The organism is Alcaligenes sp. CHO6, from assembly GCF_037120595.1.
GTDB lineage: Bacteria > Pseudomonadota > Gammaproteobacteria > Burkholderiales > Burkholderiaceae_B > Alcaligenes > Alcaligenes ammonioxydans.
Map to the genome: position 1 here is coordinate 21,044 of NZ_JBANCI010000006.1, position 26,182 is coordinate 47,225.

Genomic DNA, 26,182 nt, shown 5'->3' on the forward strand with positions numbered 1-26,182 from the left:
CGTGCTGAACGAGTTCGGTCTTATCCAGCAGTATTTCAATCGTCCCGCTCCCGAAGGCTATTTGGGAGTGGGCGATGACTGCGCCCTCTTTACACCGACGCCGGGCTGGCAACTGGCCAGCAGCGTGGACCTTCTGATCGAAGGTCAGCATTTCTTTGCCGACGTCGACCCTTTCTTGCTCGGCCACAAAGCGCTGGCGGTGAATCTGTCGGATCTGGGTGCCATGGGAGCTAAGCCACGGGCGTGCCTGCTGGCCTTGTCCATGCCTGACGTCCGTCCCCCATGGTTAGAGGCCTTTTCCGCTGGTTTATTCCAACTGGCCGATCAGGCGCAATGCCCTTTGATAGGTGGCGATACCACGCGCAGCCGGCAAGGGGTCGTGATCAGCATTACGGTACTGGGCGAAGTCCCAGCGGGGCAGGCGTTGCGGCGCAGCGCGGCCCGGCCAGGTGACGATATCTGGCTGACGGGTACCTTGGGGGCAGCAGACATTGCCTTGCGTCTGCTGCAAGGACGTTTGGCGGCAGACCCTGCGCGTCTGGCTGCCAGCCGCGCAGCCTTGGAGCAGCCCTGGCCGCCCTATCGTCTGGGGCATGCTCTGGCAGGCGTGGCTCACGCCGCCATTGATGTTTCCGACGGTCTGGTTCAGGATCTGGGGCATATCGCCACAGCCAGCCAATGCGCCGCTCATCTGGATTGGGATGCCTTGCCGCTGGACCGCGCCTTGCTGGGACTGCCTGCCTCCTTGCAACGCGAAGCGGCACTGGTGGGGGGTGATGTGTTTCAACTTTGTTTTACGGCAGCGCCCGAGCAAAGAGAGTCCGTCATGGCACTGGCCCAGCGCGAGGGTGTGCCGCTAAGCCGCGTGGGCACCATGCAGCGTGGCAGCGGGGTGTATGTGCGTGATCAACAGGGCTTGCATCCTGCTCCTGCCCAGGGCGGTTTTGATCATTTTGGTGGCTGAGGCTGTGTCATGAGCACCTTTCCGGACCCTTCATTGAATCCTATTCAACGTCCCACCCTGGATTGGGTCGTGAAAAAACCCTGGCGTCTGATCGCCTTTGGCGGTGGCACGGGGGTATTGCGCCCGGGGCCGGGCACCTGGGGCACAGTGCTGGCCTGGGTTTTGTGGGTTCTGGGTCTGCACGTGCTGACTGATACCCATATGGCCCTTTTTCTGTCCGTTTCCTTTTTTCTGGGCTGCTGGGCCTGTCACCGTACCGGCTACGATCTGGGCGTGTCTGACCACAGTGGCATGAATTGGGATGAGATGGTGGCGTTCTGGCTGGTGTTGTGGCTGATCCCGCAGACCTGGCTGGCGCAGGCAATTGCATTCGCGTTATTTCGTTTCTTTGATATTCTCAAGCCTGCGCCTATCCGCTATTTTGATCGCCGTTTGCATAACGGCTTTGGCGTGATGTGGGATGATTTGCTGGCCGCAGCGTACACCTTGTTGGTGATGGCGGTTCTGGTACGTTTTGGAGTTTTCTCATGAGCGAACACGAGCACGGCAACGCCGCCCTGGCCTTGGGGCGAGCCCTTAACGATCGTGGCTGGATGGTGGCCTGTGCCGAATCCTGCACGGGCGGCCTGCTGGCCGCAGCCCTGACAGACTTGCCCGGTTCCAGCGCCTGGTTTGAACGCGGCCTGGTGACCTACAGCAACAAGGCCAAGGTGCAGGAGCTGGGCGTCAACCAGGAAACCCTCGATCGTTTCGGGGCTGTCAGCGAAGAGACCGCCATGGAAATGGCAGCCGGTGCGCTCGAAGCCAGCGCGGATGCAGAACTGGCGATTTCGACAACCGGCATTGCCGGCCCGGATGGCGCGACCCCCGGCAAACCGGTCGGACTGGTGTGCTTTGGCTTTGCCCAGCGCCGTGGCGATGGGATTGTGACCCGTGCTTCTGCCCGCATCTTTAACGGCGACCGGGCGCAAATCCGTCAGCAGGCCGTGGAATATGCGCTGACCAGTGCGCTGACCATGCTCAATCCCGCCTGATTTCTGCGTCAGGCCGGCAGCATCAAACCCAGCTGCCGGGCGCTCGAACGAAGTTCTGGCAGGCAGCGTTCGATCAGCTTTTCTTCCGAGTCCTGCCAGTCCTTGATGCTGATGCTCATTCCCGCTACGACGCGTCCGCTGGCGCTGCGTACGGGAACGCCTATGGCCGTCAAACCCAGTTCAAGCTCCTCCTTGATCAGGGAATAGTCTTTCTCCTGAACCTGCTTTAATTCGCGTAGCAAGGCTTCGCGCGTATGGGCGGTGTATTGCGTCATGATTTTGAACGGCGCCAGTTCCAGATATGCCTCCAACCTGCTTTGTGGCAGCTGGGACAGCATCATGCGTCCGATCGAGGTGCAATGCGCGGGCAGACGACTTCCCAGGCCCAGAGAGACCGTCAGCACGCGTTGCCGCTGGGCGCGCGCCAGATACAGAATTTCGTCCCCGTCCAGCAACGCCAAGGCGCAGGTTTCCCCGACCCTGTCACTCAAATCGTCCAGTATGGGCTGGGCCAGACTGACGATTGAGGTTGACGAAAAATAGGCATGGCCCAGTTGCAAAATGGCGGGGCGCAGCTTCCAGAACGGCCCATCCTGTTCGGCATAGCCCAGCGCCTGCAAGGTATAGAGACAGCGCTGTACCACGGCCCGTGCCAAGCCGGTCTTCAAGGCAATTTCAGCGGCGCGCAAGGGTCGCCTGCGGTCAGAGAAAGCGGTAATAACCTGCAGGCCACGGGCCAGTGACTGCATATAGTCTGGATCGCCTTTGTAGTTGATGGTGGCGGGGGCGCTCTCTTTGGTTTTTGTCATGGCGAGATGAAGGGGCCAAATTTGTTTTGTTCGATTAACGAACTTGTTGGGATTGTCGAGAATTATCGATGATAAATTGTAAAAAAAACAAGACTTAGCAATTTAATAATCAAGTTCGATTATCGAACAAAATAAGTTTGGAGTGATACATGAAGAATGTTCTGACCCATAAATGGGTTCCGTTTCTAGCCGGAGTAGGTGTTTTGCTCACAGCGCTGAGTGCTCAGGCGGCGTACCCCGACAAGCCCATTCGTTTGGTTGTGCCTTTTACGCCGGGTGGGGTCACTGATGTGATTGCGCGCGGTGTCGCACAGCAAATGTCCGAGGACCTGGGTCAGATCATCATCGTGGAAAACAAGCCTGGCGCAAGTGGAATTATTGCCACGGACTTTGTTGCCAAATCCGCGCCCGACGGCTACACCGTGCTGCTCGCGGCAGTGGGTCAGGCCGTCGTCAATAACCATCTCTATAAGAAATTGCCTTACAAGCCTGAGCAGGATTTAACGGCGGTGTCCTTGGTGGCGGAAGGTCAGAACGTGTTGGTGGTGAACGCTCAGCAAAGCCCCTTCAAGTCCGGTCAAGAGCTTATTCAGTATGCTCGCGCCCATCCTGAAGAATTGACCTACGCTTCCTTTGGCAACGGTTCCTCCTCGCACCTGTCGGCAGCGGCTTTCACCACGATGGCGGATATTGATGTGATTCACGCTCCCTACCGAGGCAGTGCGCCTGCGATGACAGATCTGCTCGGTGGTCACATCTCTTTCATGTTCGACAGCATGGGAACGGCGATCACGCATATCAACGCCAATACGGTGCGTCCCTTGGCCGTGTCCGGGCCCGAGCGTTCCTCGTTGTTGCCAGAGGTCCCCACGTTTGCGGAACTGGGTCTGGACCAGGGCTATAACGTGACGGCCTGGTTTGGTTTTCATGTCAGCAGCGGCACCCCGGCCCAAATTGTGGAGCGTTTGAGCCAGTCCATGAAAGCCGTCAGCCAGAATGCCGAGTTTGTGGAAACGTTTCGCCGCCAAGGCGTGGAGATCAAGTCGTCCACTCCTGCCGAGTACGCCGCGTTTCTGCAACAGGAGAACGAGAAGCTGGGCAGTCTGATCAAGCAAGCCAATATCATGCTGGACTAATGGTTGTTAAATGGAGCACTGTAACGTGAGCGATCAGCAGCCCTGTGATGCTAGGCGTCCCGCCCCCTTGGAGGGAATCCGGGTTCTGGACCTGACCCGGATTCTGGCCGGTCCCTGGTGTACGCAGAACCTGGCGGACCTGGGGGCCAATGTATATAAGATCGAGCGTCCTGAAACAGGTGATGACACGCGCGCCTGGGGCCCTCCCTTTTTGCAGACCCCCGATCGGGAAGATACGGCTGAGGCGGCCTATTACTTGTCGGCCAACCGTAACAAGCAGTCGATCAGTCTGGACATTGCCAGCCAGGAAGGGGCAGACGTGGTGCGTGCCATGGCACGGGAATGCGACATTTTGGTGGAGAACTTCAAGGTGGGTGGCCTTGCTAAATACGGGCTGGACTACGCCAGCTTGAAAGCAATCAACCCTCGCCTGATTTATTGCTCGATTACCGGGTTTGGCCAGACAGGTCCGTATGCCGAGCGTCCGGGTTATGACTTCATGATCCAGGCCATGGGTGGCATGATGAGCCTGACGGGCGAGCGTGATGACAAGCCCGGTGGTGGCCCCCAGAAGGCGGGGGTTGCCGTGGCGGACCTGATGACGGGCATGTATGCCACCAGCAGCATTCTGGCTGCCTTGTTCGAGCGCACGCGCAGCGGCCTGGGGCAGCATATTGATATAGCCCTGCTTGATTGTCAGGTTGCCATGCTGGCAAACCAGAATATGAACTATCTAGTCAGCGGGCAGGCACCCAGGCGGGCAGGCAACGCCCACCAGAATCTGGTGCCGTATCAGGTGTTTCCGACAGAAGATGGTCACATCATTGTGGCCATCGGTAATAACCGTCAGTTCGCGGCTTACTGCGAAGCGATTGGTCACCCGGAGATTGTTGAGGATTCGCGTTTCAACATTAACAGTCAGCGGGTCAAGCACCGTGATGAGCTGGAGCAAATCCTGAGCGCCGCAATGCAGAAGCATCCTAGTGCTTATTGGCTGGAAGCTCTGGACAAGATTGGCGTGCCAGCCGGGCCGATCAATGACCTGCATGGGGTGTTCTCGCACCCGCAGGTGCAGGCCCGCAAGATGCGTATTGAGCTGGACCATAGTCAGGCGGGAAAAGTCAGCATGACAGCCAGCCCCATGCGTTTTTCGGATAGCCCGGTCTCTTATCGCATGGCTCCGCCCCAGCTGGGGGAGCATACCGATCAGGCGTTGGAGAGTCTGCTGGGCGCTCAGAGTCCTGAGCTGAAACAGTGGCGTGAAAAACAGCAGCCTTCGCTTGGCTGAATCGAGCGCCTGGTGAAAAGCCCTGTTCATCGAGATGGTATCTCGATGAACAGGGCTTTTTTTATTGATAGAGGGTGGCTGGCGCGATTCCTGTCTTTGACTCGGTCGCCACCACAGTCTCCATCATTTCTGTCCTTATTTTCGCGATTGTCGCTGCGGTCCGGTGCCTGGGCTGTGGCACCGGCCGTCTGGCGCTTTAACAAGTGGCGAGATACAGGGTTCAGCGTTGTTTATTGCGGGCATCGTTAATGGCATTGCGTGTGGCAATGGCGGCGGCCTGTGCGGCGTCCCGCCAGTCATCACTGCGGCTGGCGTAAAGGACGGCACGCGAGGAATTGATCATCATGCCGTTGCCTTGTGAGTCCATGCCAGCGGCCACGGTGGCGACTACATCCCCTCCTTGCGCGCCGATGCCAGGTACCAGCAATGGCATATCACCAATCCTGGCACGTACTTTGCCAATTTCTTCAGGGAAGGTGGCGCCAACCACCAGAGCACATTGACCATTCGTGTTCCACTTCTCTGCGACCAGGCTGGCTACATGCAGATACAAGGGAGTGCCGTCAGCCATTTCCATGAATTGCAGGTCAGAACCACCGGGGTTGGAGGTACGGCACAGCACGATTACGCCCTTGTCCTGGTGTTCCAGATAAGGCTCGACGGAATCAAAACCCATATAAGGACTGACTGTGACGGCGTCTGCGCGATAGCGCTCAAAGGCTTCGCGAGCATACTGCTCTGCCGTTGAGCCTACGTCTCCGCGCTTGGCATCGAGCACGATGGGCAGATGGGGGTAGCGGTTGCGGATGTAGTCGCACAGGTCTTGCAACTGATCCTCGGCGCCCTGGGCGGCAAAGTAGGCGATCTGCGGTTTGATGCCACAGGTGTAGTCGGCGGTAACATCCACAATCGCCTTGCAAAATTCGTAAATCGCTCCGGGTTTGCCGGCCAGCTCCAAAGGCAGACGGGCAGGGTCCGGGTCCAGACCCACCATCAACATGGATTGGTTGTCCGTCCAGGCACGGTTCAGTTTTTCTATGAATGTCATGGGAATCAGGAAAGTAAACGGCTATATAAAAAGCTGAGCCAGACGGCGCCAGCAAAAATAAGGGATAGCAGGACGGCGGCGCTGGCCAGGTCCTTGGCCCGTCCGATCAAGGGGTGATGCTCCAGGGTAATGGAGTCGGCCAGCGCCTCCAGAGCCGAGTTCAACAGTTCGACCACCAGCACAAAGACCAGTGTGGCCAGCAGGACCAGAATCTGCACGGGACTTTCTCCCAGCCAGAATGCCAGCGGCGTCAGGATGACGGCCAGCGCCAGTTCCTGACGAAAGGCGGCCTCATGGCGCAGGGCGGCAGCCAGACCTTGGCCGGAGTAGCGCAAGGCATTGAATAGGCGGCCCAAACCACCTTTGCTTTTGAACGGAGAGTCTGACATGAAGGAAGCTGCAGATTGAAGTGCCCTGATTATAGGGGTTTGCTTGAACGAAAAAAAACCGGATGGAAAAATCCATCCGGTTTTTGAACTAAAAGCGTAGCGATCAGGGCAGAAGTGATCAATTTCTGCCCGGACCGGGGTACGGATAGATGGCTTAGAAGCCGCCCATGCCACCCATACCGCCCATGCCACCCATGTCAGGCATGGCTGCAGCAGGCTTGTCTTCCACGATTTCAGTAACAGCCACTTCGGTAGTCAGCAACAGGCTGGCGATCGACGCTGCGTTTTGCAGGGCAGTGCGAGTTACCTTGGTGGGGTCCAGGACGCCTTGCTCGACCAGGTCACCGTACTCGCCGGTAGCGGCGTTGTAGCCGTAGGTGCCGGTGCCGCTGGCCACTTGGTTCACAACCACGCTGGCTTCTTCGCCGGCGTTGGTCACAATGGTGCGCAAAGGAGCTTCGATAGCACGCAGGATCAGCTTGATGCCGGCGTCCTGATCGGTGTTGTCGCCCTTCAGTTCGGCAACAGCAGCGCGAGCACGGATCAGTGCAACGCCACCACCAGGAACGATACCTTCTTCGACGGCTGCGCGAGTTGCGTGCAGGGCGTCTTCAACGCGGGCTTTCTTCTCTTTCATTTCGACTTCGGTGGCAGCGCCCACGCGAATCACGGCAACACCGCCAGCCAGCTTGGCCACGCGCTCTTGCAGTTTTTCACGGTCGTAGTCGGAGGTGGACTCTTCGATCTGGACGCGGATCTGTTTCACGCGTGCTTCGATGTCGGTGCCGTTGCCAGCGCCGTCGATGATCGTGGTGTTTTCTTTGGCCACTTCAATGCGCTTGGCCTGACCCAGGTCGTCCAGCGTCGCTTTTTCCAGGGACATACCGGTTTCTTCAGAGATCACGGTACCGCCAGTCAGGATAGCGATGTCTTCCAGCATGGCCTTGCGACGATCGCCAAAGCCAGGAGCCTTGACAGCGGTTGTCTTCAGGATGCCGCGGATGTTGTTCACAACCAGAGTTGCCAGAGCTTCGCCTTCCACGTCTTCAGCAACGATCAGCAAAGGACGGCTGGTCTTGGCAACTTGCTCCAGTACGGGCAGCAGGTCACGAATGTTGGAGATTTTCTTGTCGAAAATCAGAACAAACGGATCGTCCAGAACAGCAACTTGCTTGTCAGCGTTGTTGATGAAGTAAGGGGACAGGTAGCCGCGGTCAAACTGCATGCCTTCGACCACGTCCAGCTCGTTTTCCAGGGATTTGCCGTCTTCAACGGTAATCACGCCTTCCTTGCCCACTTTGTCCATGGCATTGGCGATGATTTCACCAATGGAGTGGTCGCTGTTGGCGGAGATGGAGCCGACCTGAGCGATTTCCTTGCTGGTGGTGCAAGGACGGGACAGTTGACGCAGTTCGTCAACCACCACGCTGACAGCCTTGTCGATACCGCGCTTCAGGTCCATTGGGTTGATGCCGGCGGCAACAAACTTCAGGCCTTCTTCAACGATGGCCTGGGCCAGAACCGTAGCGGTCGTGGTACCGTCACCGGCATTGTCGGAGGTTTTGGAAGCAACTTCTTTAACCAGTTGAGCACCGATGTTCTCGAACTTGTCTTTCAGTTCGATTTCCTTGGCAACGGACACACCGTCTTTCGTCACGGTAGGAGCGCCAAAGGAGCGGTCCAGAACAACGTTGCGGCCTTTGGGGCCCATGGTGGTCTTAACAGCGTTAGCCAGAACATTGACGCCGCGTACGATGCGGGTGCGTGCGTCGTCGCCGAAGTAAACTTGTTTTGCAGTCATGGTTTGAATCCTATTGAATTTTCGTTGGCGGTACTTATTCGATCACGGCGAAGATTTCTTCTTCGCGGATCACCAGCAGCTCTTCGCCGTCGATCTTGACGGATTGGCCGGAGTACTTGCCAAACAGAACTTTGTCGCCGACCTTCAGGTCCAGCGCCAGAACCTTGCCGTCCTCGGTTTTCTTGCCGGGGCCAACGGCCAGGATTTCGCCTTGATCGGGCTTTTCAGTCGCGCTCTCGGGGATAACGATACCGGAAGCGGTGGTGCGTTCGTTGTCCAGACGCTTGACGATCACGCGATCGTTCAAAGGACGCAGTGCCATGGAGAAACTCCTGTTTAAGATGACTTTAGTTGTTGGTCCGATTTTGGGGGCGAGGCGTTTTAGCACTCTGCCCCTTCGAGTGCTAATTATAGGGACGACTTTTCTAATTTCAAGAGCACCCGGGTCGTGTTGTTACATATTTGTCCTGGGGCGTGGAGCTTCAGGGGACACAAAGGCCTGGCGACGGCAAGCGTCAGCATCCTGCTTTGCGGTTCGTCCCCCTTCAGCATACGCGTTTATTCATGTCAGGGCAGATCGGGCGGGGCCTCTTTCAATTTGCTTCAACGTCCTGCCAGGCTACAGGCGTCGCTCCCCACAGGTTCAGACCGTGCTTGCGCCTGCGCTCAAATCTGGCGCGGGTGTCGCTGGCAACAACGGATCGATAGCCCGGCACAGGGCCAGCAAGTGATCGTCCGCGCCAATATCGGCCTCGACCAATATGCCTACCGGCAAACCTGCCGACAGGCCGACAGGCAAAGAGATGCCCGGTGCGCCCAGGTTGGAGCCCAGATCCGTGCGGGAAATATAGGTATTGAAGGTAGGCACCGCCTTGCCGTTGAGCAGGGTGGTTTCATCGTCGCCGATCGGGCAGGCTGTCAGAGGAGTCGTCGGGAAGATCAGGCCGCTGATGTCGGAGCTGCGCAGAAGGTCGGTGTAAGCTTGCTGCATCAGGGGGCGGTCAAGGTTCAGAGCTTCTTCATAAGCCTCTTGGCTGATGGTGTAGTCGCCCGTTATGGCATCAAAGATTTCCTTCACGTCGGGGCTGTTGATGCCCGCAATCAGCTCGTCAAGCCCAATGCCGTACTTGTTTTCAGCCAGGTATAAAGGCAAGGTCTGCAAGGTCTCGTACAGCACAATCGGCATGCCTACACGGGCATTCCGGGCCAATAGTGGCGACAGGTCGACCTCTACCAAGGTCACCCCGGCTTTTTGCAGATCATCCAGGAATGCCAGGGTGACCTTAGCCACGCCCGCATCCAGATTTTTCCAGAAACTATCACGCGGCACGCCCAGACGCAGTTCTTTCAAGGACGGCGTTGCAATGAGGGAGGGGGCTTTCTGGCACAGAACGGAGTCCAGCAAACTGATGTCCGCCAGGCTGCGCGTCATGGGGCCTGCCGTATCGCGGGTGGGAGACAGGGGCACAATGCCCTGGCCCGAGTATCGGCCTACCGTGGGACGAAAGCCGTACAAGCCACACAGGGAGGCAGGCAAACGGACCGAAGCGCCGGTATCGGTGCCCAGGCCAGCGGGAAACTGACGGGCAGCAACGGCGGTAGCCGTACCGCCAGACGAACCACCGGGAATGCGGTTGGGATCATACGGGTTGCGGCTCGGACCTGTGGTGGCATTGTTGGTGGTAATGCCAAAGGCCAGCTCATGCATCACGGCTTTGGCCGGCAGGACGGCACCAGCCTGACGCAATTGGCTGACAATCTGCGCATCCTGGAGAGGAAAACGGCCTTGTAGCGCGCCCGTGCTGGAGGTGGTGGGCATGTCGGTGGTGTTCAGGTTGTCTTTCAACACCAGTGGTACGCCGTCCAGGGCGAGAGCCTGGCCACGGGCGCGGCGTGCGTCGGATTGATCGGCCTGCTGATAAAACAGCGCCGGGTCCAGGTGCGCCAGACCGCCCAGATGGGCCATTTTCTGGGATTGCTGCAGCAGCTCTTCTGCAATTTCGCGGGCGCTAAATTGCTGCTTTTCCAGCCCTGCCAGCAGTTCGCTGGCGCTAAGTTCGGTCAATGCCATGGAGTCTCTCCTTGGGGCCGGTACGGGCCCCTGCCTGTGATCGTGAAATCAATCAGCCTCTATAAGGGCTGTCTTGAGTAAAAAGAGACGTTAAGGGTATCAGCAAGCACAGGACTGGGCTTAGCTTGCTCGCCAAATGACCTTGTTGCGGCCAGCATGTTTGGCCTCGTATAAAAGCCGGTCTGCCTGTTCAATCGCCTGGTTGATGTCGCCATTGCTGTTGAGCTGCACGACTCCGAAGCTGGCTGTCAGCGTATGGGCGGTAGCGGCAATGGGCAGATTCATCACACTGCTGCGCAGGCGCTCGGCCACCAGGACGGCCGTATGCAGGCTGGTGCTGCGTATCAGCATGACAAACTCTTCGCCGCCGAAGCGGGCTGCCAGATCGTCTTGTCGGACCGTCCGAGCCAGCAAGGCTCCGAATTCCCTCAGGGCCCGGTCACCAGCGGCATGTCCCCAGGTGTCATTGAGTGACTTGAAATGGTCCAGATCGCAGGTCAGCACGGCCCAGCCGTTGTGACCATACAGTTCCAGGCGTTTTTTGACCTGTTCAAAAAAAGCACGGCGGTTGAGCAGACGCGTCAGCGGGTCCCGGCTGCGTTCATGGTCCAGCGTCTGAACAATGGACATGGCCGTGCTGGTCAGGATGGCTAGCGCCAGCCAGATGCTGATGAACATATTGGTTGCCAGCATGAGCAGCCAAAAGCCCGAGCGAGTCAGTTCCAATTGCCCATCATGGGGAATGACGGTCGCCAAAATGGCAACGCGGATAAAGGCATAGATCAGTACGATCAGGTAGGAGGCCCGCAGCAAGGTACGAAGGGGCAGAGTGGGTGCGTGTCCATACAGGATGGTTTTGGCCGGCAAGGCAACCAGCAAGGCCAGGCCCGAATTCAGGATCAGCAAACGCAGCCACAGCTGATCATCGACGCGGGAAAAATAAAAGAGCAGGCCCAAGGTCGTGGCCATGATCAGGCAGGCCCCGCCGGCATGACTGCGCCCTCCAAAGCGTAAGGCCACCCCTTGGGCCATTGCCCATACCCCCAGCAGATACATGGAAGATAAGGGCAGGGTCCAGCGGGCCAGCAGCTCGGTGGGCATCAGGCTGTGAATGCCCATGGGAATGGCGGTGGCGATATAACCGCTGGCAATCCAAAGCAGATAACGGTGATCGCGCAGGCGGCTCCAGCAGTAGATCATGGCGATGCCCAGCAAAGCCGCACAGGCAGGGACGATCAGAACGAAATACTGATTGGGTGAGGACACGGTAAGTGACGTGCAATAAAAAAGGTTAAAAACCGGCGTTACAACAATTGTAACGATATTGCCGTGTGACAAACGTTTGATGCTTGAGAACAAACACTTTAATCGTGCAAAAGAGGACGTTTTGATCTGCTTTATGCATCTTTTTCGAGACTGAGCAGGTAATTAGGCGCTTGCAGGAACAGACTGCGGGGAAATCAGCCCGCTTTAAACCCCAAAACAGAACCAGTCCTGCCGCTAACGGGGCCCTTCGTGTCAACAAAGAAGGGGAGAGCCGTCGTGACCCCCCCCTTGGCAGGCTGCGACCACTTTTTTTATGGTGCTGTTTCAACCAATACCAGCTCTGCATCGTCCAGCGCCTGAATATCCAGGGACGTTTCCTGGCGGATCGCGGCCCCGTCACGGGCATTTAATTCCAGTCCGTTGACCACAACCCGTCCTTTGGCAGGCACCAGATAGGCCAGATGGCCGGCTGGCAGCGATACGCTGGTGCGCTGACCTTTTTGCAGGGTCGCTCCCAGTACCCGGGCTTGGGCACGAATGGGCAAGGCTTCCGTGTCACTGTCAAAACCGCTGGCCAAGGCCACAAACTGACCCGAGCGCTCCGCTTTGGGAAAAGGTTTGGCACCCCATGCGGGAGGCAGGCCACGGCGCGCTGGCTGAATCCAGATCTGGAAAATCTGGGTTGTGACACTTTCCAGGTTGTACTCGGCATGCCGGATACCGGTGCCGGCACTCATGACCTGCACATCGCCTGCTTCGGTGCGCCCTTTGTTGCCCAGGCTATCCTGGTGGCTGATGGCCCCTTCACGCACATATGTGATGATTTCCATGTCAGCATGATCGTGAGGGGGAAAACCGGTATTGGAGGCGATGGTGTCATCGTTCCAGACACGCAGCGCCCCCCAGCCCATCCGGGCGGGATCGTAATAATTAGCAAAGGAAAAATGGTGCTTGGCGTCCAGCCAGCCGTGGTTGGCGCCGCCCAGTTCATTAAAAGGCCGATGTTCAATCATGATGCGCTCCTTGATTTTGCGTATTGAAAAACATTCTAGGCCGCTTGTTGGTGTAATAAAATAGAATCAATAGCATAGTATTTATTCCAAAAATTACATGAAAACGCTCCCCGATCTTCAGGCCTGGGCGATTTTTGCCACTGTCGCTGAAACCGGCTCATTTGCCCAGGCAGCCGAGGTGTTGGGCCTGTCGCAGCCCACTGTCTCCAAGGCCATCGCCCGGCTGGAAAAGCAGCTGAATATTTCTTTGTTTCACCGCACGTCTCGGCGTCTATCTCTGACAGAGACCGGTCTGGCCAGCCTGGAGCAGGCGCAAACTGTGTTGGCCGCTGGGCAAGGTGCTGAAGCGCTGGCGCGCGATCAGCGGGAAAGCCTGCAAGGGCGGATAAAGATTGCGGCGCCCATGTCTTTTGGGCTCGAGCATCTGGCACCTTTGCTGCCAGCCTTTATGAAGCAGCACCCCGCGGTGTTGCTGGATCTGCACTTTAATGATGCCCAGGTCAATATTGTCGAGCAGGGCTTTGACATGGCCTTGCGCATCTCCACGATGGACGATTCCAGTCTTTTAGTGCGTCGGTTGTGCAATCTGCGTTTGCGTTTGGTCGCGGCCCCTGCCTATCTGGCCAACTATGGCAGGCCGGCGCATCCCAGCGATTTGGCCCGGCACAGCAGTCTGCGCTATGCCTACGAGCGACGAGGCAGTGTCTGGCGCTTTCAGCAAGGGGCCGAGCACTACTCGCAAACGGTGCCTTGCCGCTTGCAGGTCAATAATGCCCAGGCCTTGATGGCGCCGTTGCTGCAGGGGCTGGGCTTGGCCGTGCTGCCGCAGTTTCTGCTCGGTGACCTGGTCGAGCAAGGTTTGCTGGAAGTGGTCTTGCCGCAATGGGATCTGCCCAGCCTGACTTTGCATTTGCTCACTCCGCCTGGCCGCTCGCGCCCGGCTCGGGTGCAGGCCTTTATCGATTTTCTGGTGGCCAGTTTTGAGCGTGCGCCCTGGGCAGAGGATAGTCCGTAAAAGACCGCTTACGTTTTGCCGTTAGACTGTCCGCTACACCCCTGTTTTCTAGGAGATCACCATGGATAAACGTCCTCCCTTGCCCCCCTTCGATCTGGACAGCGCCCGTCAGAAAGTACGCGCAGCAGAGGATGCCTGGAATAGCCGTGACCCGGTCAAGGTTTCGCAGGCTTATACCGTGGATACGCGCTGGCGCAATCGCAGCGAATTTCCGCAGGGACGCGATCAGGTCCAATCTTTTTTAGAACGTAAATGGCAAAAAGAGCGTGAATATCGTTTGATCAAAGAAATATGGGCCTGGCATGAAAACAGAATCGCGGTGCGCTTTGCGTATGAATGGCAGGATGAATACGGGCAATGGTGGCGCAGTTATGGAAATGAAAATTGGGAATTTGATGAGCATGGCTACATGGCGGTACGGCATGCCAGTATTAACGATGTGGCTATTGCCCAGTCCGAGCGCAAGTTCCATTGGCCTTTGGGGCGTCGCCCCGACGATCATCCCGGTTTGAGTGAATTAGGTCTGTAATTTCAAGTCCTGAGTCCTTGGAAACGGGACAAGGTCCGTGGATACCTCCCCACGCAATACAAATCCGGTCTGGTCAACGCCAAACCGGATTTTTTAAATCTGTAATCTCGATGTCTCAGCCGTACTGGCCTGAAATGAATAGAGGTAAAAATATTGAAGTTTCCCTGTTCGCCGTCAAAGACAGACGGGCGAATAAATGGTTTAGTGTTGGGTTAGCCTTCCTTTAACTTCAAGGAGTCCTCTATCATGAATCACCCTGCTGGCTTGAGTGCGACCGCAGAGGCGGCGGATTGCACCGCGCAGTCCAGTCACTATTCCCGATTGATCGAGCAAGCTCGCAAAGAGCCCAAGCGGATTTGTGTGGTGGCTCATCCCTGCGACGACGTGTCTTTGGGGGCAGCCTTGCAGGCTCGGGCACAAGGTCTGTTCGATATCGTATTGGTGGGACCGCAGGCTCGTTTGCATGCCGTGGCGGCGCAACATGGTTTGAGTCTGGAAGGAATCACCTTGATTGATACGCCTCACAGCCATGCCTCGGCCGAGCGGGCGGTGCAAGAGGTGCTGGCCGGACGGGCGCAACTGCTGATGAAGGGCAGCCTGCATACCGATGAGCTGATTCAGGCCGTGCTGTGTACCGGGGGCAAGGGTTTGCGCACGGGACGCCGTCTGAGCCATGTTTTTATTATGGACGTGCCCCGTTACCCCGAGCCTTTGTTCGTGACCGATGGCGCCATCAATATTTTTCCGGACTTGAGTACCAAGGCGGACATTGTGCAAAACGCCATTGATCTGCACCATGGACTGGGGCTGGGTACACCGCTGGTGGCCATCCTGTCTGCCGTCGAGCAGGTGACGGAAAAAATCCCGACCACGCTGGAAGCCGCCGCCTTGTGCAAGATGGCCGACCGCGGCCAGATTACCGGGGCAGTGTTGGACGGCCCCTTGGCGCTGGACAATGCCATCAGCCCCGAGGCGGCACGCATCAAATGTATTGTGTCGCCAGTGGCGGGCAAGGCGCAGATTCTGGTGGCCCCCGATCTGGAAGCGGGCAATATGCTGGCCAAGAATCTGACTTTTCTATCCGGTGCGCAGGCAGCCGGTATTGTGATGGGCGCGCGTGTGCCCATTATTCTGACCAGTCGCGCCGACAGTGCACAGACCCGTTTGGCCTCGTGCGCGGTGGCCAGTATTTATGCCGGCTATCTGGAGCGTAAAGTTGCCTTGGAGGCCAAGCATTCATGAGCGAGCAGATTCTGGTTGTTAATGCGGGCAGCTCCAGCCTGAAGTTTCATATGTACCAGGTTCAGCCGGGCGACCAGCTTGACTTTGAGTTTGGCGGCCAGGTCTCGGGCATTGGCAGTACCCAGCCCGCTTTCAAGGTCAAGAATGCGCAAGGGCAGTCCCTGATCAAGCAGGATCTGGCCGCTGAGCAGGCCAGAGATTTGCACACAGCCCAAGCGCTGGTGGCACGCTGGTTACTGGAGCATGTGGAGGGTCGGCCCATTGCGGTGGGTCACCGTATCGTGCATGGCGGTGCGCGTTACGACAAAAGCGTGCCCCTGACGCCGCAGGTTCTGGCCTATCTGGACAGTCTTTCACCCTTGGCTCCCTTGCATCAGCAGAACAATCTGGCTCCAGTGCGAGTGATTTTCGAGCACTATCCGGAAATTTTTCAGGTGGCCTGTCTGGACACGGCGTTCCATCAGGGGCATGTACCTTATTTGCAGCATTTCGCCTTGCCGGAACGTTTCTTTGAGCAGGGTGTGCGCCGCTACGGGTTTCACGGCCTGTCCTACCACTATATTTCACAGCACCTGCGACAGGAGTTTCCCGAGCTGGCCGATGGGCGGGTGGTCGTGGCTCATCTGGGCTCGGGCGCTTCGGCCTGTGCCCTGAAAGAAGGGCGCAGCGTGCATACCACCATGGGGTTTACCGCACTCGATGGTTTGCCGATGGGCACACGGCCGGGACGTCTGGACGCCGGCGTGGTCTTGTGGATGCTGGAGCAGGGCATGGATCACGACGAGATTCAGTCCGTGCTCTACACCCAATCCGGTCTGAAAGGCCTGTCGGGCGAACAGGCTGATATGCGGGCACTGGAGGCGTCCGATGATCCGCGAGCCAAACTGGCCGTGCAATACTTTTGTTACCATACGGCCGAGAACCTGGCTGGCTTATGCGTGGCCCTGAAGGGGCTCGATACCTTGGTGTTTACAGCAGGTATTGGCGAGCACAGCCCGTCCATACGTGCAGGCATTGCGCAGCACCTGGAATGGCTGGGAGTGGAAATTGATCCGATACGTAACCAGAAGGGGCAAACCGTCATTTCCACAGACGACAGCCCGGTCAGGGTTCTGGTCATTCCTACCAATGAGGAACGGGTTATTGCCGAGCAGTCTCTCGCTCTGGTGCGGGCAAGCCCCTAACATCGCAGGGGCCGCCTGAGGCCCCGGCGTCAGGCCGGGGCGCGTTCACGACCGATTTCTTCCTGCAGCCACTGCCGAAACGCGAGCAGGGGGGGATAGTCACCGCGTCCCGCTGGACATGCCAGGTAATAGGCTTCCGTATTCGTGCAGGGCGAGTCCAGCGCCAGAACCAGATCACCCCGCTCCAGCTCCTGCTTGAACAGGAAGGTGGGCAGCAGCGCAATCCCAAGGCCGGAAATGGCGGCTTGCGTAATCAGTGCAAACTGGTCAAGCAACATGCCGTGAATACGCACGTTTTCCACGCCGTTGGCGCCGAACCAGCGCTCCCACGCATCTGGCCGCGAAACCAGATGCAGCAAGGGGGCCTTGAGCAAATCCGCGGCCGTCTCAAACCGATAGTGCTCGCGCATGCCGACGCTACAGGCCGGCACCACCGTTTCTGACATCAGAAAATCCAGATGGGCTCCCGGCCAGTCGGGCAGGCCGTAATGGATGGCGGCATCCACATGTTCCATTTGAAAGTCAAAGGGCTGCAGGCGCGTGAGCAGATTGATGGTGATGCCCGGGTGCGTGGCAAGAAACGCTGGCAATCGGGGGGCAAGCCAGCGTGTGCCGAACGTTGGCAAAATCGCCAGATTCAGTGTTCCGCCGTGGGGATTGGCTTTGAATCCCAAGGTGGCATTGGCAATACGCCGCAGTGCATCGCTTAGTTCCTGGGCGTAGGTACTGCCAGCCTGGGTCAGACGAACGGTTTGGCGTTCTCTGATGAAAAGGTCCGCGCCCAGTATTTCCTCCAGTAGCCGGATCTGCCGGCTGACCGCGCTTTGGGTCAGACTCAGCTCGCCTGCCGCGGCTGTGAAACTGCCCAGGCGTGCAGCAGCCTCAAAGGCCACCAGGACGTGCATGGGGGGAAGAAAGCGCTTGGGAATGGACATACCGGCTAGCTAAGGGAAAACGTTGAGTCATTCTATTCAGGAATGACTTGAGTTGGAATTATCGTTTGCCCCCTCTTGTCCCCGCTCACAGAATGATGTGCAAGATAGCCGACTATTTCAGGCTTATAGGATTATGGGCTGCCGCGGACTGCGATGTGAAATAGCGCATGCCGGTAAGCGGGAGTGATTCACTCATGGACTGACCTTGCTGTGTCGTCAGGTCAGGCAACTTGCTGGTGGTTTTATGGACACCTCTGTTTTTATATCCAAGGACGAAATCCGTTCCCGGTTCTCGCGTGCCATGTCGGCCATGTATCAGCAAGAGGTGCCGCAGTACGGTGCCTTGTTGAGCTTGGTGCGTGAGATCAACGCCGCCGTGCTCGAGCGGGAGCCGACGCTGGAGCGCGACTTGCGGCAGCACTCGGAGCTGACCCGCCTGGAGGTGGAGCGTCATGGTGCGATTCGGGTCGGAACAGCAGCGGAGCTCAAAGGGATTGCCCAGATTTTTGCGGTCATGGGCATGTATCCCGTGGCTTATTACGATCTGTCCGTGGCGGGGGTGCCGGTTCATTCCACCGCGTTTCGCCCTGTGGATGAGCACGCACTGCAGATCAACCCTTTTCGGGTATTTACCTCTTTGCTCAGGCTGGAACTGATCGAAGATGTGAGCCTGCGCCAACAGGCGGCCGCCATCTTGTCGCAGCGATCGATTTTTCCACCCGGGCTGTTGGAGCTGGCCGCGCAAGCCCAGGCGGCAGGGGGACTGACCGAGCCGCAGGCCAAGGAGTTTGTAACGGCGGCCACGGAGGTTTTTCGCTGGCATCGCCAAGCCACTGTTGATCAGGACACCTATCGCAAGTTCCATGCAGCGCACCGTCTGCTGGCCGATATTGTGTGCTTCAAGGGGCCGCACATCAATCACCTTACGCCCAGAACTCTGGACATTGACGCCGTACAAGAGGCGATGCCTCAACGGGGCATTCCCGCCAAAGAGTTGATCGAAGGCCCGCCGCGACGGCGCAACCCCATCCTGCTGCGTCAGACCAGCTTCAAGGCCTTGGAAGAGGAGATTGAGTTTGTCGGCCAGACGCGGGCCGGTTCCCATACCGCGCGCTTTGGCGAGATCGAGCAACGTGGTGTGGCCTTGACGCGGGCAGGCCGCGCACTTTACGACTCTTTGCTGATGCAGGCCAGAGAACTCGGGTCGCAAGCAAGGTCTACGCAGACGTACACCGAGCGTCTCCAGCATGTCTTTGCTCAGTTCCCGGATGACAAGCATGAACTGTACGAACGTGGACTGGCTTTTTTCCGATTTGAGCCACGGGACCCGGTTGTCTGGCAGCAAGAAGTGGCCGCTGGCCGGCCCTGGGACCTGCCTGATCTGGTCAAGCGCGGGGTGGTCGCACTAAGCCCGATTACGTACGAAGATTTTCTGCCGGTCAGCGCAGCGGGGATTTTTCAGTCCAACCTGGGTGATGCGGAGCAAAAAAACTATGTCTCGCAGGCGGCTCGCGCGGAATTTGAACGCAACCTGGGCAGTCCTGTGCTTGATGAGATTGATCTGTACCAGGCTGCTCAGACGCGCTCCGAGCAGGCGTTGCAGCAACGTTTTCTTGCGGAGTCAAAAGCATGAATGCGCACGAGCGCAGTCACGGCCTGTGGCAGGCTTCCGCGCCGCCCGCGCCGGCGTGTGAGCGCTTACAAGGCTCCGTTAAGGCCGATGTCGCCATTATGGGTGCGGGCTTTACCGGTTTGTCTGCTGCCTTGCATCTGGCGCAGGCCGGGGTTCGGGTCGTCGTGCTGGAAGGGGCGCAGATCGGTTTTGGGGGATCGGGACGAAACGTGGGTCTGGTCAATGCGGGCCTGTGGCTTGAACCGGAAACGCTGCTCAAGACAGTGGGCTCGCCTTACGGAGATCGCCTGCTGCATTTGTTAAGTGGGGCACCGGCGGCGGTGTATGAGCTGGTGGCCCAGCACCGGATGGATTGTCAGGCCGTGCAGGCCGGTACCTTGCATTGTGCGGTAGGGGCGGGTGGTCTACGCAATATCCGTGAGCGTTGGCGCCAATGGCAGCAGCTTGGGGCGCCAGTCGAGTTGCTCGATCAAATACAGGTGGCTGAGGCAACGGGAACCACCGCCTATGCGGGGGCCTTGCTGGATCGGCGTGCTGGCACGATTCAACCTTTGGCCTATGTTCGGGGTCTGGCGCGGGCCGCGATGCAAGCAGGGGCCCGCATCTATGAGCAAACTGCGGTCAGACGGGTTGAGGACGGCCGCACGCACTGGGTGCTGCAGACCGAGGATGGCCGGGTGCTGGCGCCGTGGGTGATTGTGGCGACCAATGCTTACACCAGTGATGTCTGGCCCGCCTTGCCTGCAGAATTGGTGCGTCTGCCGTATTTCAATGTGGCCACGCAACCCCTGGATGCCGCGCTGCGCGCCCAGATTCTGCCGGGAAAGCAGGGGGTCTGGGATACGCGTTCGGTTCTGTCTTCCTACCGTTTCGATCAGGCCGGACGCCTGGTTTTTGGCAGTGTGGGGGCATTGCGCGACCGTGGGCGCTCAGTGCACAAGGCCTGGGCACAACGTGCCTTGCGGCAGCTGTTTCCGGCCCTGAAGCAGGTGCAGTTTGATTATGAGTGGTATGGGTGGATAGGCATGACGTCGGATGCCGTGCCGCGTCTGCACCAGCTGGGGCGGCAGGTCTGGTCCTTTAGCGGCTATAACGGGCGAGGCATTGCCCCCGGCACGGTCTTTGGGCGCGAACTGGCGAATTTGATCGTGGGGCGGAGCAAGGTGCAGGACTTGCCCCTGCCTGTGTCTGCGCTCAAACCGGTTTCATGCAAACCCTTGAAGGAGGCGGGCTATGAATACGGGGCGCAGTTGGCGCATTTTGTCGGTGCCCGCAGCCTGTCGGGACAGCGCCGATCTTGAGATTGTCGATCGTTCAGCCGATGACAAACCTTGGGTTACGCAGTGGCCTGCTGGCGATAGCGGCAGACCTGCCTGTCCCGAAGGCTGACGCTTTATGTTCAGGAAGGGGAGGGCTTTTGCAGGCCGATCTTCCGCACTTTTTTAGGGGGTACAAGCATGACTTACACAGCCACGGCGCATACCAGCGAACTCGCGCATTCCATTTTGGCCCGACTGGGCGTGACGACCGCTCTCGATTTCCAGCAGGGCATGTCGGTACGCTCGCCTATTGATGGCAGCCAATTGGCCCAACTGCGACCTCACGGCAGCGAGGAGGTCAAAGAGGCCATTGCCCGTGCCCATCAGGCCTGGCAGACCTGGCGTACTGTCCCGGCTCCAGTACGAGGGGAACTGGTCCGCCTGCTGGGTCAGGAGCTGCGGGCCGAAAAACACGCCTTGGGACAGTTGATTTCTCTGGAGGCCGGAAAAATCACGAGTGAGGGTCTGGGTGAAGTCCAGGAAATGATTGATATCTGCGATTTTGCCGTGGGACTGTCCCGACAGCTCTATGGTTTGACCATTGCTTCTGAACGGCCCGGTCACCGCATGATGGAAACCTGGCATCCTCTGGGCGTGGTCGGTGTGATTACGGCCTTCAATTTTCCGATGGCGGTGTGGGCCTGGAATACCGCTTTGGCACTGGTGTGTGGGGATGCCGTCGTTTGGAAACCCTCGGAGAAAACACCGTTGTCCGCTTTGGCTTGTCAGGCAGTCTTTGAGCGAGCCATGGCGCGTTTTCAAGACGGGCCCGCGCACCTGAGCCAGGTACTGATCGGTGGGCGCGAGCCGGGTGAGATCCTGGTGGATGATGCTCGGGTGGCGCTGGTGTCGGCCACCGGTAGCACACGCATGGGACGGGAGGTGGGCCCTCGTGTGGCGCGTCGTTTCGGTCGCGTTCTGCTGGAGCTGGGTGGCAATAACGCGGTTATCGTCACGCCTAATGCGGATCTGGATCTGGCGGTGCGAGGCATTGTTTTTGCGGCTGTGGGTACGGCAGGGCAACGCTGTACCAGTACACGACGTTTGATTGTGCATCGCAGTATCAGTGATCAACTGGTCGAACGCCTCAAACAGGTCTATGGCCGGCTCCGGATCGGTAATCCCTTGCAGGAGGGAACGCTGCTGGGACCGCTGGTCGATCAGGCCGCTTTTGAGGCGATGCAGGCGGCCTTGGAGGCAGCCCGCGCACAGGGCGGGCGGGTTACGGGTGGGGAGCGAGTGTTGCAGGACGAGTTTCCCTCAGCGTATTACGTCAGGCCTGCCATCGTGGAAATGGATAGGCAGACCGACACGGTCCGGCAGGAAACCTTTGCGCCCATTTTGTATGTGCTGCGCTATGAGGAGCTGTCCGAGGCGCTGGCCCTGCAAAACGATGTGCCACAAGGTTTGTCGTCCGCGATTTTCAGTAATGACTTGCGTGAAACCGAGGCGTTTCTCTCGGCCAGTGGTTCTGACTGTGGTATTGCCAACGTCAATATCGGGACTTCGGGAGCCGAGATTGGTGGTGCCTTTGGCGGTGACAAGGAAACCGGCGGGGGCCGTGAGTCCGGCTCCGATGCCTGGCGCGCTTACATGCGCCGGGCGACCAACACCATCAACTATTCACGGGAACTGCCGTTGGCGCAAGGCGTGAAGTTCGACCTCTGACGCTGTTCGAGTGCTCAGAAAGACGGCCCTGACCGCTGATCGGCAGGGCCTGCGACCCGCACAGGGTGGTGCTCATGGATAAGAGGTGCCCCTGATCGGCCAAGCCTATCGCAAGGGCATCTCAGGCGGGCTCGGCTGGTGCCGCCATGAAATAAAAAAGCGAGGAGACAAGAATGACTATGCCTGATCAGGCAGGTCGGGGCGCGCTCGCGCACGGTCTGAACTCAAGACAGATGTCCATGATTTCGATTGCGGGGATTATCGGCGCTGGACTTTTTATTGGCTCCGCCAATGCCATCGCGAAAACCGGACCCGCGGCGGTATTGTCTTACATATTGACGGGAGCCCTGGTGCTGCTAGTGATGCGCATGCTGGGCGAGATGGCCGTGGCCAACCCGGACAGCGGTTCATTCTCCACCTATGCCGCGCGGGCGATCGGGCCGTGGGCGGGCTTTTCCATTGGCTGGTTGTACTGGTGGTTCTGGGGGTTGATTATTCCGGTCGAGGCCATTGCCGGTGCCGACATCCTGCATCAATGGATGCCGGATATACCCTCGTGGGTGTTTTCGATTGTCATTATGGTTGCCTTGTCGGCGACCAATCTGTTTAGCGTCAAGAATTTTGGCGAGTTTGAATTCTGGTTCGCCTTGATCGAGGTGTTGGTAATCATTGTGTTTATTGTGGCTTGCCTGTGCGCCCTGACCGGTTTTTGGCCGTGGGTCGAGGGGGGCAAGGTACCCATGGTTCCCGTGTTCAGCAACTTCGCGCCGCAGGGCATGGGGGCGGTGCTGGCAGGTATTTTGATTACGATGTTTTCATTTTTTGGGGCGGAAATTGTGACGATTGCCGCAGCCGAAACGGATAAGCCTCAGGAAAAAATACGTAAGGCGACTAACCTGGTGGTCTACCGAATCTCCTTGTTTTATGTGCTGTCGATTTCCTTGATTGTCTTGATTGTGGGGTATGACGATCCCAGGCTCACGCAGGTGGGTTCATTTCAGCGTACCTTGGAAGTGTTGCAACTGCCCCAGGCCAAATTGCTGGTGGATGTGGTGGTCTTGATCGCCGTGACCTCCTGCATGAATTCCGGCCTGTATACGGCCTCTCGAATGATCTATTCCCTGTCCGTCCGTGGCGACGCTCCGGCTTGTATTGCCCGGGTTTCGCCCAAAGGTGTCCCTTATAACGCGGTGCTTGTCTCGACCTTGGCCGGCTTTGCAGGGTGTTTGGTGAACTACCTCTTGCCCGGCCAGGTATTTTCCTTCTTGCTCTCGACCACCGGGGCCATCGCCTTGCTGGTCTATCTGGTGATTGCAGTGTCCCAGCTATTGTCGCGGCGCGAAGCGGAAAAAAAAGGCATAGACCTGCCCTTCAAGATGTGGCTTTTTCCCTGGCTGACCTATTTGTCCATCATCCTGATCCTGGCGGTGCTGGTGTATATGGCGATGGTGGAGGCCTACCGTTACCAGTTGGCCATGACTTTAGGGGTCAGCGCCTGCATTGTGCTGGCGGCGTTTATCAGGCTTCGACGTGGTGCCCGCCAGGCTGGGCAGATGCGGCAGGGATGGTCCTTGTAACCTCAGGCACGCAATGCGGCAGGCACAGGTCCTGCCGCACAGCGGATGTCATGCAGCCTTTTGAACGAGTCCGGCAGCGACGGTCTGGTTGGTGCTGGGGTCGATCAAGATGAAAGAGCCCGTGCTGGAATGATCCTGATAGTCGTCCAGCACCAGCGGGTCCCGACTGACCAGACTGACGCGGCCAATATCATTCAAGGACAGGGTGTCGGCTGCCTGCTGCTCTTGCAGGCTGTGTACGTCGCGCAAGGCATGTACCGCCTGCACCTTGGCCTGCGTCAGCCGTGTTCCCTGTTTGAGCCAGTAGGAACGGGAGGTGTTGAGAGCCTGCTCGTCCAGCCAACATAGCTGTGCATCAAATCGTTTGCTGGTGCTAACGGGATCGTGGGCCAATGTGAATAAATCGCCGCGCGAAATATCCAGTTCTCGATCCAGCACCACAGTGACGGCGTCTCCGTCGCTGACCTGGATCTGCTCCTGGCCCGCGCGAAAGAGCTGGGTGATAAGTGCGGTTTTGGCGCTGGGCCATACCTGAACGCTATCACCCACCTGCAGGCGGCCACCGCTGAGCTGACCAGCATAGCCCCGAAAGCCATCGGCGCTGCTGCCACCATGACGCGCCACCCATTGCACAAACAAACGGGCAGGGCGCTGAATGTTCTCGCGCAGATCCAGCGATTCGAGCAAAGGCAGCAGGGGCAAGCCTTGATACCAAGGTGTGTGCGGCGATGCCTGGGTGATGTTCTCGCCTTTCAGGGCCGAGAGCGGAATGATATGGAAGTGTTCGATACCCAGCTGCGTGGCCAACTGGCGGTAGGCTTGATGGATGCGCTCGAACACGGCCTGGTCCCAATCGACCAGGTCCATCTTGTTCACCGCCACCACGATATGACGCAGGCCCAGCAGTTTAGCAACGGTGCTGTGGCGCTTGGTCTGGGTCAGTAACTCTCCGTCTTTGGCGCGGTGCGCATCAATCAGGATGATGGCCGCCTGGGCGGTGGAGGCACCCGTAATCATGTTACGGGTGTATTGCTCGTGTCCCGGCGTGTCGGCCACGATGAACTTGCGTTTGGGCGTGGCAAAGTAGCGATAGGCCACATCAATGGTAATACCTTGTTCGCGCTCGGCCTCCAGGCCGTCAGTCAGCAAGGCCAGATCGGGTTCGGCGTCCTCGCCACGCTTGTACTTGGAGCGCTGAATAGCCGCAATCTGGTCGGCAAATACGCCCTGGCTGTCAACCAGCAGACGGCCAATCAGGGTGGATTTGCCGTCGTCCACGGAGCCAGCGGTAATCAGGCGCAGCACGCCCTGATCGGCAGCCTGCAGCCAGGCGTCATTGACGGTGTTCATTAGAAATATCCTTGTTTCTTGCGGTGTTCCATGGAGGCTTCGGAAGTCTGGTCATCCATGCGGGTGGCACCGCGCTCGGTAATGGTGGCCAAGGCGGTTTCAGCAATAATGTCCTGCACGGACGCGGCGGTAGAGAGTACGGGGCAGGTGCAGGAAATATCGCCTACGGTGCGAAAACGCACGTCGCGCCATGCGGAGGTCTCACCCTCCAGCAAGGGAGTCAGCGGGGTGATGGGAACGATCAGGCCCTGGCGCTCCACCACCTCACGGGAGTGGGTGTAGTAGATGGATGGCAGATCAATCGCCTCACGCTGGATGTATTGCCACACATCCAGCTCGGTCCAGTTGGAAATCGGGAAAACGCGCAGGTTCTCGCCTTTGTGGATGCGGGTGTTGAACAGGTGCCACAGCTCGGGGCGTTGCGCTTTGGGGTCCCATTGGCCGAATTCGTCGCGAAAGGACACGATGCGCTCTTTGGCGCGCGCTTTTTCTTCGTCACGGCGGGCACCACCGAAACAGGCATCAAAGCCAAATTCGGCAATGGCTTCCAGCAAGGTGACGGCTTGGGCACCGTTGCGGCTGGCGGTTTCGTTGCGCAGCACCACGGTGCCACGCGCGATGGACTCTTCCACGCTGCGCACAATCAGTTCGGCGTTCAGTTCAGCGGCGCGGCGATCTCGAAATTCGATGACTTCCGGATAGTTGTGGCCGGTGTCCACGTGCAACAAGGGAAACGGCAGTGGGCCGGGCGCAAAGGCTTTCTGGGCCAGTTGCAGCAGCACGGCCGAGTCCTTGCCGCCGGAGAACAGCAGCACGGGTTTTTCAGCTTCAGCTGCGATTTCGCGCAGAATGAAAATGGCTTCGGCTTCCAGCCAGTCCAGGTGAGTACGGGTAGAGAGTGGTTCGCCCAT

The 26,182-nt window shown here is 58.3% G+C and carries 24 protein-coding genes; 13 read left to right on the forward strand and 11 right to left on the reverse strand.

Translation table 11 applies throughout. From position 1 onward, the window contains the following. The first annotated feature begins 1 nt into the window (after position 1). Genes thiL through V6936_RS16630 form a run of 3 tightly spaced genes read left to right on the forward strand, consistent with a single transcriptional unit; the run spans position 2 to position 1,998 of the window. Positions 2 to 964: a thiamine-phosphate kinase gene (gene thiL, locus V6936_RS16620; RefSeq protein WP_131070862.1), complete on the forward strand. Its 963-nt coding sequence runs from the start codon at positions 2 to 4 to the stop codon at positions 962 to 964. 9 nt (positions 965 to 973) lie between these two features. After that, positions 974 to 1,495 carry a phosphatidylglycerophosphatase A family protein gene (locus tag V6936_RS16625; RefSeq protein ID WP_003802366.1) on the forward strand — a complete coding sequence of 174 codons (522 nt, stop codon included), beginning with the start codon at positions 974 to 976 and terminating at the stop codon, positions 1,493 to 1,495. Then, complete coding sequence (locus V6936_RS16630; RefSeq protein ID WP_003802364.1) at positions 1,492 to 1,998, forward strand: CinA family protein; 507 nt, start codon at positions 1,492 to 1,494, stop codon at positions 1,996 to 1,998. Before V6936_RS16625 ends, V6936_RS16630 begins: the two co-directional genes overlap by 4 nt. A gap of 8 nt (positions 1,999 to 2,006) precedes the next feature. On the opposite strand, the gene V6936_RS16635 is transcribed toward V6936_RS16630, so the two are convergent. After that, entirely contained in the window at positions 2,007 to 2,807 is an 801-nt protein-coding gene (locus tag V6936_RS16635) for an IclR family transcriptional regulator domain-containing protein (RefSeq protein ID WP_003802362.1), read from the reverse strand. A gap of 149 nt (positions 2,808 to 2,956) precedes the next feature. On the opposite strand from V6936_RS16635, the gene V6936_RS16640 reads away from it, so the two are divergent. Beyond that, entirely contained in the window at positions 2,957 to 3,943 is a 987-nt protein-coding gene (locus V6936_RS16640) for a Bug family tripartite tricarboxylate transporter substrate binding protein (protein ID WP_301605959.1), read from the forward strand. Between the two features lie 10 nt (positions 3,944 to 3,953). Further along, complete coding sequence (locus tag V6936_RS16645; protein WP_131070860.1) at positions 3,954 to 5,231, forward strand: CaiB/BaiF CoA transferase family protein; 1,278 nt, start codon at positions 3,954 to 3,956, stop codon at positions 5,229 to 5,231. A gap of 220 nt (positions 5,232 to 5,451) precedes the next feature. Here V6936_RS16645 and pyrF read toward each other — a convergent pair whose 3' ends face one another. The 7 genes from pyrF to V6936_RS16680 form a co-directional block, all read right to left on the reverse strand. Further along, positions 5,452 to 6,279: an orotidine-5'-phosphate decarboxylase gene (gene pyrF / locus V6936_RS16650; protein WP_003802357.1), complete on the reverse strand. Its 828-nt coding sequence runs from the start codon at positions 6,277 to 6,279 to the stop codon at positions 5,452 to 5,454. A 5-nt stretch (positions 6,280 to 6,284) separates the two neighbouring features. Then, positions 6,285 to 6,668: a diacylglycerol kinase gene (locus V6936_RS16655; protein ID WP_003802355.1), complete on the reverse strand. Its 384-nt coding sequence runs from the start codon at positions 6,666 to 6,668 to the stop codon at positions 6,285 to 6,287. A gap of 154 nt (positions 6,669 to 6,822) precedes the next feature. After that, complete coding sequence (groL, locus tag V6936_RS16660; protein WP_003802354.1) at positions 6,823 to 8,469, reverse strand: chaperonin GroEL; 1,647 nt, start codon at positions 8,467 to 8,469, stop codon at positions 6,823 to 6,825. 34 nt (positions 8,470 to 8,503) lie between these two features. Then, a complete protein-coding gene (locus tag V6936_RS16665) occupies positions 8,504 to 8,791 on the reverse strand; it encodes a co-chaperone GroES (RefSeq protein ID WP_003802352.1) in 288 nt (95 codons plus the stop codon). Between the two features lie 321 nt (positions 8,792 to 9,112). Beyond that, positions 9,113 to 10,540: an indoleacetamide hydrolase gene (iaaH, locus tag V6936_RS16670; protein WP_003802350.1), complete on the reverse strand. Its 1,428-nt coding sequence runs from the start codon at positions 10,538 to 10,540 to the stop codon at positions 9,113 to 9,115. Between the two features lie 120 nt (positions 10,541 to 10,660). Beyond that, complete coding sequence (locus V6936_RS16675; protein ID WP_240209511.1) at positions 10,661 to 11,806, reverse strand: GGDEF domain-containing protein; 1,146 nt, start codon at positions 11,804 to 11,806, stop codon at positions 10,661 to 10,663. Positions 11,807 to 12,117: 311 nt separating this feature from the next. After that, entirely contained in the window at positions 12,118 to 12,819 is a 702-nt protein-coding gene (locus V6936_RS16680) for a pirin family protein (protein ID WP_336580140.1), read from the reverse strand. A gap of 97 nt (positions 12,820 to 12,916) precedes the next feature. On the opposite strand from V6936_RS16680, the gene V6936_RS16685 reads away from it, so the two are divergent. The 4 genes from V6936_RS16685 (at position 12,917) to V6936_RS16700 (ending at position 16,789) form a co-directional block, all read left to right on the forward strand. Beyond that, a complete protein-coding gene (locus V6936_RS16685; protein WP_131070857.1) occupies positions 12,917 to 13,834 on the forward strand; it encodes a LysR family transcriptional regulator in 918 nt (305 codons plus the stop codon). A 61-nt stretch (positions 13,835 to 13,895) separates the two neighbouring features. Next, entirely contained in the window at positions 13,896 to 14,363 is a 468-nt protein-coding gene (locus V6936_RS16690) for a nuclear transport factor 2 family protein (protein ID WP_003802342.1), read from the forward strand. Positions 14,364 to 14,609: 246 nt separating this feature from the next. Next, positions 14,610 to 15,605 carry a phosphate acetyltransferase gene (locus V6936_RS16695; RefSeq protein WP_240209509.1) on the forward strand — a complete coding sequence of 332 codons (996 nt, stop codon included), beginning with the start codon at positions 14,610 to 14,612 and terminating at the stop codon, positions 15,603 to 15,605. Then, the gene (locus tag V6936_RS16700) at positions 15,602 to 16,789 is read left to right on the forward strand and encodes an acetate/propionate family kinase (protein ID WP_131070855.1); all 1,188 of its coding nucleotides are present in this window, start codon (positions 15,602 to 15,604) and stop codon (positions 16,787 to 16,789) included. Before V6936_RS16695 ends, V6936_RS16700 begins: the two co-directional genes overlap by 4 nt. Positions 16,790 to 16,818: 29 nt before the next feature. Here the strand turns inward: V6936_RS16700 and V6936_RS16705 are convergent, their stop codons facing one another. Beyond that, positions 16,819 to 17,724, reverse strand: a complete 906-nt coding sequence (locus V6936_RS16705; protein WP_003802334.1) for a LysR substrate-binding domain-containing protein — start codon at positions 17,722 to 17,724, stop codon at positions 16,819 to 16,821. 244 nt (positions 17,725 to 17,968) lie between these two features. On the opposite strand from V6936_RS16705, the gene hglS reads away from it, so the two are divergent. The 4 genes from hglS (at position 17,969) to V6936_RS16725 (ending at position 23,921) form a co-directional block, all read left to right on the forward strand. After that, on the forward strand, positions 17,969 to 19,357 hold the full coding sequence (gene hglS / locus V6936_RS16710; protein WP_059318305.1) for a 2-oxoadipate dioxygenase/decarboxylase HglS: 1,389 nt from the start codon (positions 17,969 to 17,971) through the stop codon (positions 19,355 to 19,357). Then, on the forward strand, positions 19,354 to 20,658 hold the full coding sequence (locus V6936_RS16715; protein WP_336580141.1) for an NAD(P)/FAD-dependent oxidoreductase: 1,305 nt from the start codon (positions 19,354 to 19,356) through the stop codon (positions 20,656 to 20,658). The genes hglS and V6936_RS16715 overlap by 4 nt, the downstream gene beginning before the upstream one ends. A gap of 156 nt (positions 20,659 to 20,814) precedes the next feature. Further along, positions 20,815 to 22,344 carry an L-piperidine-6-carboxylate dehydrogenase gene (gene amaB, locus V6936_RS16720; protein WP_131070852.1) on the forward strand — a complete coding sequence of 510 codons (1,530 nt, stop codon included), beginning with the start codon at positions 20,815 to 20,817 and terminating at the stop codon, positions 22,342 to 22,344. Between the two features lie 173 nt (positions 22,345 to 22,517). After that, a complete protein-coding gene (locus tag V6936_RS16725; RefSeq protein WP_336580142.1) occupies positions 22,518 to 23,921 on the forward strand; it encodes an amino acid permease in 1,404 nt (467 codons plus the stop codon). 48 nt (positions 23,922 to 23,969) lie between these two features. Here V6936_RS16725 and V6936_RS16730 read toward each other — a convergent pair whose 3' ends face one another. Continuing rightward, entirely contained in the window at positions 23,970 to 25,271 is a 1,302-nt protein-coding gene (locus V6936_RS16730) for a sulfate adenylyltransferase subunit 1 (protein WP_336580143.1), read from the reverse strand. Continuing rightward, the gene (cysD, locus tag V6936_RS16735) at positions 25,271 to 26,182 is read right to left on the reverse strand and encodes a sulfate adenylyltransferase subunit CysD (RefSeq protein ID WP_059318309.1); all 912 of its coding nucleotides are present in this window, start codon (positions 26,180 to 26,182) and stop codon (positions 25,271 to 25,273) included. Before cysD ends, V6936_RS16730 begins: the two co-directional genes overlap by 1 nt.

Bases quoted from the DNA above. Each gene is read 5' to 3' on its own strand.
- amaB (WP_131070852.1), top strand. From the start codon at position 20,815: ATGACTTACACAGCCACGGCGCATACCAGCGAACTCGCGCATTCCATT.
- cysD (WP_059318309.1), bottom strand. From the start codon at position 26,182: ATGGGCGAACCACTCTCTACCCGTACTCACCTGGACTGGCTGGAAGCC.
- V6936_RS16695 (WP_240209509.1), top strand. From the start codon at position 14,610: ATGAATCACCCTGCTGGCTTGAGTGCGACCGCAGAGGCGGCGGATTGC.
- V6936_RS16725 (WP_336580142.1), top strand. From the start codon at position 22,518: ATGACTATGCCTGATCAGGCAGGTCGGGGCGCGCTCGCGCACGGTCTG.
- V6936_RS16685 (WP_131070857.1), top strand. From the start codon at position 12,917: ATGAAAACGCTCCCCGATCTTCAGGCCTGGGCGATTTTTGCCACTGTC.
- V6936_RS16680 (WP_336580140.1), bottom strand. From the start codon at position 12,819: ATGATTGAACATCGGCCTTTTAATGAACTGGGCGGCGCCAACCACGGC.
- V6936_RS16640 (WP_301605959.1), top strand. From the start codon at position 2,957: ATGAAGAATGTTCTGACCCATAAATGGGTTCCGTTTCTAGCCGGAGTA.
- V6936_RS16625 (WP_003802366.1), top strand. From the start codon at position 974: ATGAGCACCTTTCCGGACCCTTCATTGAATCCTATTCAACGTCCCACC.
- hglS (WP_059318305.1), top strand. From the start codon at position 17,969: ATGGACACCTCTGTTTTTATATCCAAGGACGAAATCCGTTCCCGGTTC.
- V6936_RS16705 (WP_003802334.1), bottom strand. From the start codon at position 17,724: ATGTCCATTCCCAAGCGCTTTCTTCCCCCCATGCACGTCCTGGTGGCC.
- V6936_RS16630 (WP_003802364.1), top strand. From the start codon at position 1,492: ATGAGCGAACACGAGCACGGCAACGCCGCCCTGGCCTTGGGGCGAGCC.
- pyrF (WP_003802357.1), bottom strand. From the start codon at position 6,279: ATGACATTCATAGAAAAACTGAACCGTGCCTGGACGGACAACCAATCC.
- V6936_RS16635 (WP_003802362.1), bottom strand. From the start codon at position 2,807: ATGACAAAAACCAAAGAGAGCGCCCCCGCCACCATCAACTACAAAGGC.
- V6936_RS16690 (WP_003802342.1), top strand. From the start codon at position 13,896: ATGGATAAACGTCCTCCCTTGCCCCCCTTCGATCTGGACAGCGCCCGT.
- V6936_RS16665 (WP_003802352.1), bottom strand. From the start codon at position 8,791: ATGGCACTGCGTCCTTTGAACGATCGCGTGATCGTCAAGCGTCTGGAC.
- iaaH (WP_003802350.1), bottom strand. From the start codon at position 10,540: ATGGCATTGACCGAACTTAGCGCCAGCGAACTGCTGGCAGGGCTGGAA.
- V6936_RS16730 (WP_336580143.1), bottom strand. From the start codon at position 25,271: ATGAACACCGTCAATGACGCCTGGCTGCAGGCTGCCGATCAGGGCGTG.
- groL (WP_003802354.1), bottom strand. From the start codon at position 8,469: ATGACTGCAAAACAAGTTTACTTCGGCGACGACGCACGCACCCGCATC.
- V6936_RS16715 (WP_336580141.1), top strand. From the start codon at position 19,354: ATGAATGCGCACGAGCGCAGTCACGGCCTGTGGCAGGCTTCCGCGCCG.
- V6936_RS16645 (WP_131070860.1), top strand. From the start codon at position 3,954: ATGGAGCACTGTAACGTGAGCGATCAGCAGCCCTGTGATGCTAGGCGT.
- V6936_RS16655 (WP_003802355.1), bottom strand. From the start codon at position 6,668: ATGTCAGACTCTCCGTTCAAAAGCAAAGGTGGTTTGGGCCGCCTATTC.
- V6936_RS16700 (WP_131070855.1), top strand. From the start codon at position 15,602: ATGAGCGAGCAGATTCTGGTTGTTAATGCGGGCAGCTCCAGCCTGAAG.